Source organism: Cytobacillus sp. MT66 (assembly GCF_058792595.1).
The window spans coordinates 21,938-35,127 of sequence record NZ_JBXAFB010000010.1 but is presented as its reverse complement, the minus strand read 5'-3'; the positions used below and the strand labels follow the sequence as shown (position 1 = coordinate 35,127).

Here is a 13,190-nt window from a genome sequence, read left to right as displayed (position 1 = left end):
ATTTGAATGTTTAGCGGGGTGAGAAGATGGTGAGCAAAAAGGATACGTGTGAGGTTTATAGCTTTGATGAGAAAAAGGTGAATCGCGTTCAAGGGGATTTGCAGACAATAGATATATCTAGTGTTGCTCAGTTATTTAAGGCAATTGCAGATGAAAATCGGGCAAAAATTGCCTATGCGCTTTGCCAGGAAGACGAGTTATGTGTATGCGATATCGCTAATATTATCGGGGCGACGGTTGCGAACGCTTCCCATCATTTGCGGACCCTTCATAAGCAGGGGGTTGTCAAGTTTCGCAAGGAAGGGAAACTCGTATTTTATTCGCTTGACGATGAACATATACGACAGCTCATCCTGATTGCGCTTGAGCATATGCAGGAGGTGAGGACCCATGTCTGAATCGGCAGCACAGATGAATGAAAGCAAGATATACCGCGTGCAGGGCTTTTCCTGAGCAAGCTGCGCAAAGACGTTCGAGGAGAACGTGAAGCACCTGGATGGTGTTATGGACGCAAAAGTAAATTTTGGTGCGGCAAAGATTACGGTGACAGGGCAGACATCAATTGAAGCATTGGAAAAAGCCGGCGCTTTTGAAAACCTGAAGCTGCGCGAAGAACACGAAAGGGCGGTCAAACAAGAGCCGTTCTGGAAGCAGAAGGAAAGCATTAAGGTTTACATTTCCGCAGTCCTGCTGGTGATTAGCTGGTTTCTCGGCAAGCAATATGGAGAGGAGCATATCCTGCCGGTAGCGGGCTATGCTGCGGCGATTCTTATTGGCGGATACACGCTCTTTATTAAGGGACTGAAAAACTTATCCCGGCTAAACTTTGATATGAGTACGCTCATGACCATTGCGATTATCGGAGCTGCGGCGATTGGCGAGTGGGGCGAAGGAGCGACTGTTGTCATACTATTTGCGATCAGCGAGGTCCTTGAGCGCTATTCAATGGATAAAGCCCGCCAGTCGATCGAGTCGCTGATGGACATTGCTCCGAAAGAAGCGCTCATCCGCCGGGGCCAGGAAGAAATGGTGGTCCATGTAGATGATATTATGATTGGCGATACGATGATCGTTAAGCCTGGGCAAAAACTGGCCATGGATGGCGTGGTGCGAAAAGGCACCTCGGCCCTTAACCAGGCGGCGATTACCGGAGAAAGTGTTCCAGTTACAAAGACTGCGGGTGATGAAGTCTTTGCGGGGACCATGAATGAAGAAGGCCTGCTTGAGGTTGAAGTCACTAAACGGGTGGAAGATACGACGATTGCAAAAATCATTCATCTGGTCGAAGAGGCGCAGGAAGAACGCGCACCGTCCCAGGCGTTCGTTGATAAATTCGCGAAATACTATACACCGGCGATCATTGCCATTGCCTTCTTGATTGTCATCGTCCCTCCGTTATTTTTCGGCGGGGACTGGAGCAAGTGGATCTATGAGGGGCTCGCTGTATTAGTTGTCGGCTGTCCATGCGCCCTGGTTGTCTCGACGCCAGTTGCGGTCGTAACCGCGATCGGAAACGCTGCGAAGAATGGGGTTCTTATCAAGGGCGGGGTTTATCTAGAAGAAGCAGGCGCGCTGAAGGTCATTGCCTTCGATAAAACTGGAACCTTAACAAAAGGCATTCCTGCGGTCACGGACATTGTCACGTACGGCGGGAATGAAAATGAGCTTTTTGGATTGGTAGCGGCCATTGAAAGAGGGTCGCAGCATCCTTTGGCTTCGGCAATCCTGCGCAAGGCAGATGAAAAGAGGCTGAACTACCATGAGGCGGGTGTTGAGGATTTTCAGTCATTGACAGGTAAAGGTGTTCAGGCGACAGTCAACAATGAAAAGTATTATGTTGGAAGCCCTCATCTTTTTGAGGAATTGCATGGAGGTATTTCTGATGACTGCAGGCAGAGGATTGCAGGCATGCAGACTCAGGGAAAAACCGTGATGGTTCTCGGGACCTCCAAAGAAATTCTCTTGCTGATTGCGGTAGCCGATGAATTGCGTGAGTCCTCTAAAGAAGTCATTTCCAGACTCCATCAGCTGGGCATTGAAAAGACAGTAATGCTTACCGGCGATAATCAAAGGACCGCAGAAGCCATTGGCCATGAGGCCGGCGTTGCCGAGATCAAGGCCGATCTGCTTCCGGCTGATAAGTTAAGCTATATTAAACAGCTTCGCGCTAACCACCAAAGTGTTGCGATGGTAGGCGATGGCGTGAATGATGCACCGGCCCTCGCTGCAGCCACCGTGGGTGTGGCGATGGGCGGTGCGGGCACCGACACTGCCTTAGAAACGGCTGATATTGCGCTTATGTCCGATGACTTAAGCAAGCTGCCTTATACAATCAAGCTAAGCCGTAAAGCATTAGCCATTATTAAGCAAAACATTACTTTTTCGCTGGCGGTTAAATTATTTGCGCTGCTTCTGGTCGTCCCAGGCTGGCTGACCCTGTGGATTGCGATATTTGCTGATATGGGCGCCACTTTAATTGTCACCTTAAATAGCCTGCGTTTACTGAGAGTGAAAGAATAAACTGGGGAGAGCTCCCCGGTTTTTTTAGTATAGAAGGCTATTAGTTGATGCCTTCCGTGATCCTTCTGTTCACCTTCCCGTACATTTATATACAGGATTGTCTATGCTGAATTTGCCGAATCACGAGGCAGATCCAAATGCGATCATGTCAGCAGCAGAAGAACAAATCCAAGAACTCCAAACAAAAATGGAAGAAATTGAAGCAGGACAAAAGATAAAGTCACAGTTTATCGAGGTCAATGAATTAGCCAAGATCACTTTTCAAAACATGCTCGATCAATACCAACTCCAAATTGACTTTTTACAGAAAATAGTTAAGGCAATAAAAGCCTGATGGGACAGGCACCCTGTCCCCATTTTGGTTAAGAAAACAAAATAATCAATATAAAAAAAAGAATGCTTTTTGCCCAGCCGCTGTCTATAAATTAATAGATTTCGTAGTTTTGTCCGGTTTGAGCCCCATCAACGCTTTTTTTATAAGCAAGGGCTACACGACTGGCAGGGACTGCCACAAACCCTTGGAAAAAATCCCCGTATTTATCCCATGATTCCTGTAATACATTAGGGCTCACGCTGTTTATACGAATCCCCCTCGGCATTTCAATCGCTGCTGATTTTACGAATGCTTTGACACCGCCATTTACCATGGCAGCGGAAGCACCCTGACGAATGGGATCATCCATCATAATACCAGTTGTTAAAGTAAAGCTTCCACCGTCATTTACATAGTCCATTCCAAGAAGCACCAAATTAATTTGGCCTTTAAGTTTACTTTCGATTCCTATTTCATTTAATTCTGGTGTTAGTTCCGAAACAGGCGCGAAATGGGCCCTGCCTGCTGCACTAATTACCGCATCAACTTTTCCAGTCTGTCCGTACATTTTTTTTATACTCTCCGCAGAGGTAATATCAACAGCTACATCTAAGCCATTTCGTCCAGCCCGAATAACTTCATGATTTTTTTCTAACTCTTTAACAATTGCTGCTCCAATCGTACCACTTGCTCCAACAACAATTACTTTCAATTTTCAACATCCTTTCCTCTCAACAATCGTGTCCTATTGCTGAATAACCTATTTTCATGTTAATTTTTGAATGTACTTTCCTAATTTTCACTCTATTTTAACATGCGTTTGGAACATAGCGACAGGCCCCTTGCCCTGGTTCAATCCCTTGTAATTTGCACCTCAACAACAAAGGTATATGAGGCATTTCCATTTGGCCACTCAGCCCACACCTCCACAACATATTCTCCTGCTTCTGAGGGCAGCGTTAACTGTTTCTCATCTATGGCCAATTCCTTTCCGCGTGCATCTTCTTTCCATAGATAAGCAGTTAGTTGCGGCTCTGATTTGTCGCTAAATTGTATTTCTGCAGGTGCACCTTGGATAACGGAAATAGGTTTTAATTCCTTTGCAATTTGAAAAGGGGATGCTGCATCCGCAACAGTTGCTGTAGTGGAAAATAGCCCCTTGTGTTCCCAGTGATAGCTTCCCCTTGATAATTTTATCTTTTGGCCGTCAATGGCTCCCGTTGCATTGGGCGGTCCCGTGGCGCCAAGGGGTACCCCTGCACCTGAACAGCCAGAAATGATAAATAAAGCTGCCGCTAGTATGATAAATAAGGCTTTTTTTATGATCAAGGCTAACGCCTCCTTTTTTACTTAGACGATTGCTGCTGGGGAAATGTTCCATTTGCCGGCAAAGGAGGGGAAAAGCTATATATTTGTTGTTTCGTTGTTAACTATATTCGAAGGAACGTTGTTTTATTGTTTTTTTACTAAAAAAGCTGATTTCTATTAAAAAGAAATCAGCTTGCTTATTTTTAAAGAGCCCCGGACTTGCCGCCATCAATATTAACGGATGTTCCTGTTACATAGGAAGCAGCATCCGAAACAAGGAAGCTGATAACTTTAGCAGCTTCATCTGTATCGCCAATGCGTCCAAGAGGAATTTGGTGCTTATCGAGTCTCGAATAGTCATCCCAGCTAAGCTCCGGTGCTTCGCGCTTCCATTTTTTTTCGATCTGATCGCTTCGGATTAATCCGATGCACACCGTGTTCACGCGAATATTGTCCTTGCCAAGGTCTTTGCTCATCGCTTTTGTCAGCGCCATCCCAGCTGCCCGGCTGACACTGGTAGGCAGAGAGGAGGCAGGAGGGGTTTTCGCTATCGCTGCCGTAACATTGACGATGGATCCGCCCCCAGCCTGGCGCATATAAGGAAGCGCATAGCGGGAGCAATGAATTGCCCCAAAAACCTTTAAATTGAAATCTTGCTCCCAAAGGTCGGTGCCCACTTGGTCAAACGGATTTGCGGCAGAGGTTCCTGCGTTATTCACGACAATATCTAAATGCCCAAAATGCTCGGCTGTTTGTGTGACCGCTTTTTGGCATTCCTCTTCCTTCGTAATATCTGCTGAGATATGTAAGACTTCGACACCTGTCTTTTCGAAAATCAGCTTGGCAGCCTCTTTGAGGTTGTCCTCATTTCTGGCACATATGGCTACGTTTGCACCTTCGCTTGCTAACAGCATGGCGGTATGAAGCCCAATCCCTTTGCTGGCTCCGGTTACTAGTGCGACTTTTCCTTTTAATCCTAAATCCATTCAGCATTTCTCCTTTTATAAAAATATGAATGACTCCAACTATATTATACAGTCTATTCTGAAAATTTTCCTGTTATTTACCTTGATAACATCCAATGTTTGATAACTTTATTGTTTTTTTCTTTTCAACCTTCGAAGAAATATTGTTTTATTGTCAATTGTTGGATTAAGCTGACCTGTGCCTCGTTAATCATTTTTATTGGATAAACAGTATTTTTAAGAAACCAAAGGGAAATTTAACTATATTCCATCAGAAATTCAAGTTACTAAAAACACATCAGTTTTAACACTAATAATAAAGGAGAGATAACATGCAAACAATCGCGGGGAAAACGGCGCTAATTACAGGAGCAGGGCGTGGAATAGGGCGGGCTGCAGCCATTGCTTTTGCACAAGAAGGGATTCACGTTGGCCTTGTTGGCCGTACGCTTGAAAATCTACAAAAAGTGGCAGAGGAACTTAAACAGTATGATGTGAAGGTGGCATTCGCTGCGGCAAATGTAGCGGATTTAGACTCTATTACCAAGGCGGTTGAATCCATTCGCAGTGAGCTTGGTCCAATCGATATCCTAGTAAACAATGCAGGAATTTCAAAATTCGGCAGCTTTATGGAGTTAACGCCTGAAGAATGGACCAATATTATCGATGTCAACGTAAAAGGTGTGTACTACACAACACGTTCGGTATTACCAGAAATGATAGAGCGCACCACAGGCGACATCATTAATATTTCCTCAACATCTGGTCAAAAAGGTGCACCAATTACAAGTGCCTACTCGGCTTCTAAGGCTGCAGTGATCGGATTGAGTGAGTCATTAATGCTTGAAGTTCGCAAGAAAAATATCCGCGTGGTAACGTTGACACCAAGTACGGTTGCAACAGATATGGCTGTTGAACTCAACTTAACCGACGGCAATCCAGAAAAAGTGATGCAGCCAGAAGATTTAGCAGAATTCATGGTTGCCCAGCTAAAACTCCATCCTCGTGTGGTATTAAAACAGGCTGGACTTTGGTCGACGAACCCTTAATATTTGGTCCATTTAATAGAAAAGCATCCTCAGTGCATCAAAAAAGCTGATCTCTATGCGAAGAGATCAGCTTCTTATAAGGAATCATTTTTTCACATATTTCATGATCTCTTCAGGATCAAAGCCAAGAACCCAGTGGCCATTGATGTTTGTCTGCGGCACGCCCATCTGTCCGGTTTCCTCGACGAGCTTTTGCCCCGCAACAGGATCTGTCTGCACATTTACTTCTTTATAATTAAGACCTTGAGACTCAAGGAATTGTTTCATCATTGTGCAGTATGGTCAAGTATTGGTTGAATAGACTGTAATCTCATTCATATTGATGCCTCCTCAATTTTTCCTAGCCCTATTGGTTTTCCCTAAAAGCTTTCCCAAAATACAAGGGTCTCAGGTTATTATATTTAAGCCAACGCCGTTCGGATTCTGGCAATTCAAACAGCAATCTTTCACTTTGTCTCTTTATTTTTTAGCAGCCGGTGCATACAGCAACTTTCCATTCATATATTTAAATTGGGACAGCCTGTCATGAAAAAATATATAAATGGGGGTATCATATTGGAAAAAGAACAGGATGCACAGGGCACGCCTCAAAACCAGGTCAAAGTGAACAACAACATTAGTCTTTCTTTTCATTTTGGCGATTCGCTAAACCTATTAGCTCTGCTGGCTGGTGTGTTTTTCATTAAAACCATTTCTAAGCAATACAAAACGAAGAAACTAAAAAAAGATAAACCATAAACCTTGCGAACGGCTTCCTTTACTTTCTGTGTCTTGCGTCTTTTCAAGCAAAAAAGCATCCCGAGTACGAAGGATGCAACGGACGAAGGAAGCGTTTATTCTATTCATCTTTTTTTTCCTTTATTTTTTCGCGGATTGCCTCTAGTTCCTTCAATGACAGCGCCCCAAGAGATTTTTTAATTTCTTCGGCTATCTTCTTTTTGTTGCTTTCGCGGTATTGATCCCACCACTCCCGCAGGCCGTCCGTTTCGTCCAAAAGGGATTCAATATCAAGCTCGTCCAATTCATCATCCGTTAAATATTCCAAAACAGCCCCAAGCATGCGTGTCAGTTTTTTAATTTCATCTTCATTTTTCCGTTCATTTAATGCAACCACATTTGATTCCTTTTCGGGCACCTCATTTTCAGCTGCAGATTTTCGCGGCATCGTAACCCTTCCTTATTGTTTTTCTTTTAGTATGGCTTAAGGTTGGAAAAATTATCTGGGGTTCACGATGCCATAATACACGAGGTCCTCGTACCGATTATCCTTTCTAACATGATCCTTGAGCACGCCTTCTTCTTTCATGCCCAGCTTTTGCAAAACCCTGCCTGAGGCTGGATTGGAAGCAAAGTAACGGGCAAATACTTTATGGTACTGTTTATCGGCAAAAGAAAATTGTACAATTGCCTGCGCTGCCTCTGTGGCATAGCCCTTTCCCCAAAATGCCTCGCCAATCCAATAGGCGATTTCGCCATGATGAAACGCTTGGTTGTTGGATAGCGCGATGGCTCCATATAATTCTCCCGTTTCTTTATCGGTAACCGCGAATTCATAGGATTTATCTGCGTCGAAATTCTTTCGGTGACGCTCCATCCACTTTAAAGCATCCTCTATAGCGTATGGGTAGGGGAGATACAAAGTGCTTTTGTAGATATTATAATTATTGCAAAGCCTAGCAACGTCTGCGGCATCCGATTCTTCAAACAGCCTTAGCACAAGTCTTTGTGTCGTAATGGTTTTATTTTGATGGTCGTAAATCATATGGGATCCTCCTGGCGTGATTGAGTCTTCACTAATCATTCGAGAGATAATAGTGATAACCTTTATTCATCCATTCTCTATTTTAATTGGAGAATGGATTTTTTTCGCGGGCCTGGAATCCTGAATCAACAAACTTAGAGTAATTACCTCCATATGGCAGCTGTTTCAAAATGGTACTTTTTACAATAGCTCCAGTGATAAGTCCGTTTTCTTTCTTTTCCTGTTTTATAAACCTATAATTTAGGTGGAAGGTTTTTTAAAATAATAATTTCGGGAGGTCTTATACATGAGTAAAGTTGCAATTATTACCGGTGCTGGCAGCGGTTTGGGTCAGGCAACCGCCGTTCGTCTAGCGCAAGAGGGCGTTGATATCGTTGTGGTAGATGTTAGCGAAAAGGGTGGAAACGAAACAGTTGAAATGGTGAAAAAACTAGGCGTTGATTCCATTTTTATCAAGGCTGACGTGTCCAAGCATGAGGAAGTAAAAAATTATGTTGATAAAACAGTTGAGCGTTTTGGAAAAATTGATTATTTCTTTAATAATGCCGGTATTTCAGGCAGCGGCTCATTCTTCTTGGATTCCTCCATTGACGAAATCGATAAAATTGTGGGAATCAATTTAATGGGAGCTCTTTATGGCGTTCGTTATGTGGCTGAAATCATGTTAAAGAACGGGGGAGGATCCATCGTAAATACAGCTTCTAGCGCCGGCGTCATTGGCCAGGACTCTGTTGTAACCTATTCTGCTACCAAACATGGGATTGTTGGTTTAACAAAGAGTATGGTGGCTGAATATGCAAAAGACGGATTACGCGTAAATGCGATTGCTCCAGGACCTACTGAAACACCGATGGTTAAAGCTTTCTATGAAGCAAATCCGGAAATGAAAGCAAATGCAACAAGCGGAATCCCGCAAAAACGTTTAGGTACACCGGAAGAAGTGGCTGAACTGGTGACGTTCTTATTAACTTCGAAAGCCCAGTATATCAATGGCGAAGTCATTCGCATTGATGGCGGATTTACGAATACGAAATAATCACATGCCTTGATACATCCGAAGACTTCAGAACCTTTCTTTCGAACCCTTCGAAGCCATAAATATCGGGAGCCGCTAATACTGCGGCTCCCATGATTTTTTCACTACCCGGATCCGGTCTGAGCTGCTTTCCCTTGCTGCATTAAAAATAAAGATACACCGAGCAAAACAAAGAAGCCGCCCGCTATCTGCAAGCTGATGACCGGTTCACCTAAAAGAACGACAGCTAGAATAGTGGCGCCAACCGGTTCACCTAACATCGCCATGGAAACCGTTGTTGTGTTCACATAATTTAACAAGAAGTTAAAGATGACATGAGCAATGGTAGGAAAAATGGCTAATAATATAAAAATTCCCCATTCCCGTGCCTCATAGCCGCCGGCAGGTATACCTGCGAAGAGGTTGTATAGATGCAAGATAAGGGCAGCAAAAAAGAATACACAAAAACTATAGATCCAATGAGAAGTTTGCTTGACCTTATTTTGCCCAATCAATAAATAACAGACAAGGGCGACGACGCTCAGAAACGACAGAAAATCCCCAATTAATACGGACTTACTGCTGAGTGAAACATCCCCCCAGCCAACCATCAAGATTCCTATAATTGAAATCCCAATGGCCAGTATAGTAGACAAGCTCGTTCTTTCTTTATATACGAAAAATCCCCCTAGCAAAGCGATGATCGGCTGCAAGGAAAGGATGATCGTAGAACTGGCAACCGTTGTCAGTTTCAGAGATTCAAACCACAAAGCAAAATGCAGGGCCAAGAAAACACCTGCAATGAATAAAAACAGCCATTCTCGTTTTGACAGCTTCATAAATTCTTTTCTTTTTATGTATACGATGGGCATTAATAAGAGGCATGCCAAATACATTCGATACATGCTTAATATGCTCGATGGCGCTTCCGACCATTTGACAAAGATGGCCGCAAAAGATATCGCGATAATAGAGATGGTTAGCAGTAATCCCACATTTCTTTTCATATTCCCTCCGCCGATCGTCATAGAATCTCTTTAAAAAGTGTATAGATTGATAGAGAAAAGAGCAAAGAAAAACCCGCATGGGCGGGCTTTCTTTACTCCTCAGTCTACTGGAAGCTGCATGGCGATGATAAACCAATTGGCCGCATTTTTAGTGCCAATTTGGAAAAATAATGCCATGATTTCTTCATCATTGAAGTGTGCTTTTACCTTTTGATATAACTCTTCAGGCAACTGGCCATGATACGCCATAATATGGTCGGTCAATTCCAGTGCAACCTTTTCCCGTTCGGTTAATTGCTCATCCAGAGCAACATATTGAACACCTTGTCAGTAATCGCAATGATTATTGGACGCACTCCGCAAACGAATGCGTTCCATCAATTCCGGCTCCAAAATGCCCTTTAAGGCCTCGTCCATCTGCGAAACAGCTGCCTGGATTTTTGGAGTATTTGCCAAAGCCTGCTGGAAAGGCCTTCCTTCAATTGGCAGTAAAGGATATCTTGACATTTTTCTCATCTCCCGCCTAATTTTGTGATAAGGCATCATCTTCATATATATTCAACAATCCGCTAGCAAATCCCTTTATTTGGGACACGGGAGTGGACAGGGGGACAGGCACCGTGTCCCGTGTTAAACTAGAAAAAATAGAATAAATGGAAATAATCAGGAAATGGGGATTAGGTATGGAAGATGTAATAGTAGCCATCCATGATTTGAAAAAAAGTTACGGTTCAAAAGCTGTCCTGAATGGGGTGTCTCTTCAAGTGAAAAGGGGAGAGATCATTGGTTATATTGGGCCAAACGGGGCTGGGAAGAGCACAACCGTAAAAATCCTGCTTGGCATTGAAGAGGGCTATTCCGGCAAGGTTGAAATCTTCGGTCATGATATTTCGGATGGGAATATCGAGTATAAAAGAAAAATTGGCTATGTGCCAGAGATTGCTGAAATATACGATAATTTAACTGGCCATGAATATTTAACTTTTATTGGTGAATTATATGGTCTCGATTTTGACCTAGCGGAATCGAAAGCCAAAAGCCTTATGGAGTTATTTGGTATCGGAGAAGTCTATCATTCCCGCATTGCTTCATACTCGAAAGGAATGCGGCAAAAGCTGTTAATTATCTCAAGCTTATTGCATAATCCGGAACTTTTGTTTTTTGATGAACCGATCAACGGGCTTGATGCCAACAGCGTGATGGTTTTCAAAGAAATTATGGCCCAGCTTGCTGCTCATGGAAAAACAATTTTTTACTCTTCTCATATTATGGACGTGGTCGAAAAAATAAGCAGCCGCATCATTCTTCTGCATGACGGAAAAGTTGCTGCAGACGGTACGATACAAGAGCTTAAACAGCAAAATACCGAAGGCTCACTTGAACAGATCTTTAATCAGCTCACTGGTTTTAGTGAACATAAAGAAATTGGTGCAAGATTTGTGTCTGTCGTAAGGGAGATGTGAGGATGCAGGACTTTCGGGCACTTAAATTATTAGATCGGTTAGAAAAAATGTTTAGCGGCTTAGGCGTAGATTACAAGATCATGAGAAGCATTCTGCAAATAAAGCTGACGATGGACGGCCGGCGAGTTCCAACTATTTTCACGCAGTATGCAAATAAAAAAGGGAAGGAAACAAGCAATCAGTATATAAAATCATTATGGATTTATGTGTTATTCAGCCTGTTTATGATCCCATTTGTCCTGATGGGAGAAAATTATCTTTTTCAGACAAGTCTCTTCTATGGAATTTTTACCTTTTTTGTTATGACATCCATGATTTCCGATTTTTCTTCTGTATTGCTGGATATCCGTGACCGCAATATTTTGTTTCCAAAGCCCGTTGATAGAAGAACCATCAGCGTCGCAAAAATGGTCCATATCGTTATTTATCTTTCCTTTCTTACGATTGCACTTACTGGGATTCCTTTGATTGTTGGGCTTTTCAAAAATGGAATTCTTTTTCTCCTTATTTCGGTTGTACATATCATTCTTATTGACCTTTTTATTGTCGTTTTAACAGCGTTAATATATTTGTTTATTTTGCGGTTTTTTGATGGGGAAAAATTAAAGGATATCATTAACTATATCCAAATAGGCTTATCGCTCGCGATTATGGTCGGGTATCAGCTGCTAGTTCGTTCCTTTGAGCTGATTGACTTAGCCGTATCTTTTGATGTGCAATGGTGGCAGCTCTTTATTTTTCCCATGTGGTATGGGGCCAACATGGAAATGTTGATGAATGGTGACTTTCAGCCGTTTTATCTTTTATTCTCAGCTTTAGGAGTATTAGCTCCTCTTGTATCCTTTGGGATCTATATGAAATTGACTCCCGTTTTTGAACAAAACCTGCAAAAGCTTGCTTATCATGGCAAGGCCAAAGAAAAAAGACACAGTAAGCTGGGACAAACGCTTCTTAATTGCATTTGCCGTTCGCATGAAGAAAGAACCTTTTTCCGGTTTTCTAGCTTGATGATGAAAAATGAACGGGATTTTAAATTGAAGGTTTACCCATCATTGGGGTTTTCAGTTGTGATTCCTTTTATTTTTATCATGAATAGCCTGCAGAATGATTTTTCTCGTTTATCGGCCAGCAAAGCGTATCTATCAATTTACTTTAGCTTGATCATCATCCCGACGATTATGATACTCCTAAAATTTTCAGGAAAGTATAAAGGAGCCTGGATTTATAAGGTTGTCCCAATGAAGCAGCTGAAGCCGATGTTCAGCGGTACGATCAAGGCGTTTATTATTAATTTATATTTACCAGTTTACTTGCTTTTAAGTGTCCTATTTATTGTCCTGTTTGGTGTGAGAGTTCTGCCGGATCTAATCGTGGTTTTTCTAACTGCCTGTACGTATGCGGTTATTTGTTTTACGATTATAAAAAAGGCGATTCCTTTTTCGGAGGCCTTTGATCAGTACAATCAAGGCGGAAACGGAGTAATCGTTTTTGGTTTAATGCTGTTCGTTGCATTATTTGCAGGGCTGCATTTTGCCTTTACCTTGTTTACTTATGGAATTTATATCTATATAGGGATTGTAGTGATTTGCCTAGGCACCATTTGGAAATTAGCTTTTAATCTTACGTGGGAAAAGATTTACCGATGATTTAGGGGGGACACGGTGCCCCGTGTCCCTGAAGCAGAAGATCAAAATATTAAAAAGCCAAAGTTCCAAAGTTTTAAAAGGATCAGAGTACTAATATATTTATATGCATCTAGTTTCATAATCTTTGTAAGCAGGTTCTGAA

17 protein-coding genes are annotated in these 13,190 nt (G+C 42.6%); 8 read left to right on the top strand and 9 right to left on the bottom strand.

All coding sequences use genetic code 11. From position 1 onward, the window contains the following. The first annotated feature begins 29 nt into the window (after positions 1–29). The 3 genes from AC1Q59_RS17455 to AC1Q59_RS17445 all read left to right on the top strand — a co-directional run bounded on the left by AC1Q59_RS17455 (position 30) and on the right by AC1Q59_RS17445 (position 2,854). The gene (locus AC1Q59_RS17455; RefSeq protein ID WP_492367248.1) at positions 30–398 is read left to right on the top strand and encodes an ArsR/SmtB family transcription factor; all 369 of its coding nucleotides are present in this window, start codon (positions 30–32) and stop codon (positions 396–398) included. Beyond that, positions 391–2,520 carry a heavy metal translocating P-type ATPase gene (locus AC1Q59_RS17450; RefSeq protein ID WP_492367136.1) on the top strand — a complete coding sequence of 710 codons (2,130 nt, stop codon included), beginning with the start codon at positions 391–393 and terminating at the stop codon, positions 2,518–2,520. Before AC1Q59_RS17455 ends, AC1Q59_RS17450 begins: the two co-directional genes overlap by 8 nt. A 103-nt stretch (positions 2,521–2,623) precedes the next feature. After that, complete coding sequence (locus tag AC1Q59_RS17445; RefSeq protein ID WP_492367135.1) at positions 2,624–2,854, top strand: hypothetical protein; 231 nt, start codon at positions 2,624–2,626, stop codon at positions 2,852–2,854. 91 nt (positions 2,855–2,945) lie between these two features. Here the strand turns inward: AC1Q59_RS17445 and AC1Q59_RS17440 are convergent, their stop codons facing one another. The 3 genes from AC1Q59_RS17440 to AC1Q59_RS17430 all read right to left on the bottom strand — a co-directional run bounded on the left by AC1Q59_RS17440 (position 2,946) and on the right by AC1Q59_RS17430 (position 5,127). After that, entirely contained in the window at positions 2,946–3,545 is a 600-nt protein-coding gene (locus tag AC1Q59_RS17440) for a short chain dehydrogenase (protein ID WP_492367134.1), read from the bottom strand. 140 nt (positions 3,546–3,685) lie between these two features. Further along, positions 3,686–4,162, bottom strand: a complete 477-nt coding sequence (locus tag AC1Q59_RS17435; protein ID WP_492367133.1) for a hypothetical protein — start codon at positions 4,160–4,162, stop codon at positions 3,686–3,688. A 182-nt stretch (positions 4,163–4,344) separates the two neighbouring features. Beyond that, a complete protein-coding gene (locus tag AC1Q59_RS17430) occupies positions 4,345–5,127 on the bottom strand; it encodes an SDR family NAD(P)-dependent oxidoreductase (protein ID WP_492367132.1) in 783 nt (260 codons plus the stop codon). A gap of 311 nt (positions 5,128–5,438) precedes the next feature. Here AC1Q59_RS17430 and AC1Q59_RS17425 point away from each other — a divergent pair, with 311 nt between their 5' ends. Next, a complete protein-coding gene (locus AC1Q59_RS17425; RefSeq protein ID WP_492367131.1) occupies positions 5,439–6,155 on the top strand; it encodes a 3-ketoacyl-ACP reductase in 717 nt (238 codons plus the stop codon). 84 nt (positions 6,156–6,239) lie between these two features. On the opposite strand, the gene AC1Q59_RS17420 is transcribed toward AC1Q59_RS17425, so the two are convergent. Next, positions 6,240–6,473 (bottom strand): glutaredoxin family protein, encoded by a 234-nt coding sequence (locus AC1Q59_RS17420; RefSeq protein WP_492367130.1) that lies wholly within the window; start codon positions 6,471–6,473, stop codon positions 6,240–6,242. Positions 6,474–6,710: 237 nt separating this feature from the next. Here AC1Q59_RS17420 and AC1Q59_RS17415 point away from each other — a divergent pair, with 237 nt between their 5' ends. Beyond that, entirely contained in the window at positions 6,711–6,893 is a 183-nt protein-coding gene (locus tag AC1Q59_RS17415; protein WP_492367129.1) for a hypothetical protein, read from the top strand. Between the two features lie 100 nt (positions 6,894–6,993). On the opposite strand, the gene AC1Q59_RS17410 is transcribed toward AC1Q59_RS17415, so the two are convergent. After that, positions 6,994–7,320 (bottom strand): hypothetical protein, encoded by a 327-nt coding sequence (locus AC1Q59_RS17410; RefSeq protein WP_492367128.1) that lies wholly within the window; start codon positions 7,318–7,320, stop codon positions 6,994–6,996. Between the two features lie 51 nt (positions 7,321–7,371). Next, on the bottom strand, positions 7,372–7,917 hold the full coding sequence (locus AC1Q59_RS17405; RefSeq protein WP_492367127.1) for a GNAT family N-acetyltransferase: 546 nt from the start codon (positions 7,915–7,917) through the stop codon (positions 7,372–7,374). 286 nt (positions 7,918–8,203) lie between these two features. On the opposite strand from AC1Q59_RS17405, the gene AC1Q59_RS17400 reads away from it, so the two are divergent. Then, the gene (locus tag AC1Q59_RS17400) at positions 8,204–8,953 is read left to right on the top strand and encodes an SDR family NAD(P)-dependent oxidoreductase (protein ID WP_492367126.1); all 750 of its coding nucleotides are present in this window, start codon (positions 8,204–8,206) and stop codon (positions 8,951–8,953) included. Positions 8,954–9,057: 104 nt separating this feature from the next. On the opposite strand, the gene AC1Q59_RS17395 is transcribed toward AC1Q59_RS17400, so the two are convergent. The 3 genes from AC1Q59_RS17395 to AC1Q59_RS17385 form a co-directional block, all read right to left on the bottom strand. Continuing rightward, a complete protein-coding gene (locus AC1Q59_RS17395; protein ID WP_492367125.1) occupies positions 9,058–9,939 on the bottom strand; it encodes a DMT family transporter in 882 nt (293 codons plus the stop codon). Positions 9,940–10,038: 99 nt separating this feature from the next. Continuing rightward, positions 10,039–10,203 (bottom strand): carboxymuconolactone decarboxylase family protein, encoded by a 165-nt coding sequence (locus AC1Q59_RS17390; protein ID WP_492367124.1) that lies wholly within the window; start codon positions 10,201–10,203, stop codon positions 10,039–10,041. Positions 10,204–10,266: 63 nt separating this feature from the next. After that, complete coding sequence (locus AC1Q59_RS17385) at positions 10,267–10,446, bottom strand: hypothetical protein (protein ID WP_492367123.1); 180 nt, start codon at positions 10,444–10,446, stop codon at positions 10,267–10,269. Positions 10,447–10,622: 176 nt separating this feature from the next. On the opposite strand from AC1Q59_RS17385, the gene AC1Q59_RS17380 reads away from it, so the two are divergent. Both AC1Q59_RS17380 and AC1Q59_RS17375 read left to right on the top strand, forming a co-directional pair. After that, the gene (locus AC1Q59_RS17380; protein WP_492367122.1) at positions 10,623–11,402 is read left to right on the top strand and encodes an ABC transporter ATP-binding protein; all 780 of its coding nucleotides are present in this window, start codon (positions 10,623–10,625) and stop codon (positions 11,400–11,402) included. Positions 11,403–11,404: 2 nt separating this feature from the next. Next, complete coding sequence (locus AC1Q59_RS17375) at positions 11,405–13,048, top strand: hypothetical protein (protein ID WP_492367121.1); 1,644 nt, start codon at positions 11,405–11,407, stop codon at positions 13,046–13,048. The last annotated feature ends 142 nt before the right edge of the window (positions 13,049–13,190 follow it).

What these genes read in the sequence shown, in the direction of transcription:
- AC1Q59_RS17445 (WP_492367135.1), top strand. Translation starts at nt 2,624, where the DNA reads ATGCTGAATTTGCCGAATCACGAGGCAGATCCAAATGCGATCATGTCA.
- AC1Q59_RS17430 (WP_492367132.1), bottom strand. Translation starts at nt 5,127, where the DNA reads ATGGATTTAGGATTAAAAGGAAAAGTCGCACTAGTAACCGGAGCCAGC.
- AC1Q59_RS17425 (WP_492367131.1), top strand. Translation starts at nt 5,439, where the DNA reads ATGCAAACAATCGCGGGGAAAACGGCGCTAATTACAGGAGCAGGGCGT.
- AC1Q59_RS17410 (WP_492367128.1), bottom strand. Translation starts at nt 7,320, where the DNA reads ATGCCGCGAAAATCTGCAGCTGAAAATGAGGTGCCCGAAAAGGAATCA.
- AC1Q59_RS17405 (WP_492367127.1), bottom strand. Translation starts at nt 7,917, where the DNA reads ATGATTTACGACCATCAAAATAAAACCATTACGACACAAAGACTTGTG.
- AC1Q59_RS17400 (WP_492367126.1), top strand. Translation starts at nt 8,204, where the DNA reads ATGAGTAAAGTTGCAATTATTACCGGTGCTGGCAGCGGTTTGGGTCAG.
- AC1Q59_RS17395 (WP_492367125.1), bottom strand. Translation starts at nt 9,939, where the DNA reads ATGAAAAGAAATGTGGGATTACTGCTAACCATCTCTATTATCGCGATA.
- AC1Q59_RS17385 (WP_492367123.1), bottom strand. Translation starts at nt 10,446, where the DNA reads ATGTCAAGATATCCTTTACTGCCAATTGAAGGAAGGCCTTTCCAGCAG.
- AC1Q59_RS17380 (WP_492367122.1), top strand. Translation starts at nt 10,623, where the DNA reads ATGGAAGATGTAATAGTAGCCATCCATGATTTGAAAAAAAGTTACGGT.
- AC1Q59_RS17375 (WP_492367121.1), top strand. Translation starts at nt 11,405, where the DNA reads ATGCAGGACTTTCGGGCACTTAAATTATTAGATCGGTTAGAAAAAATG.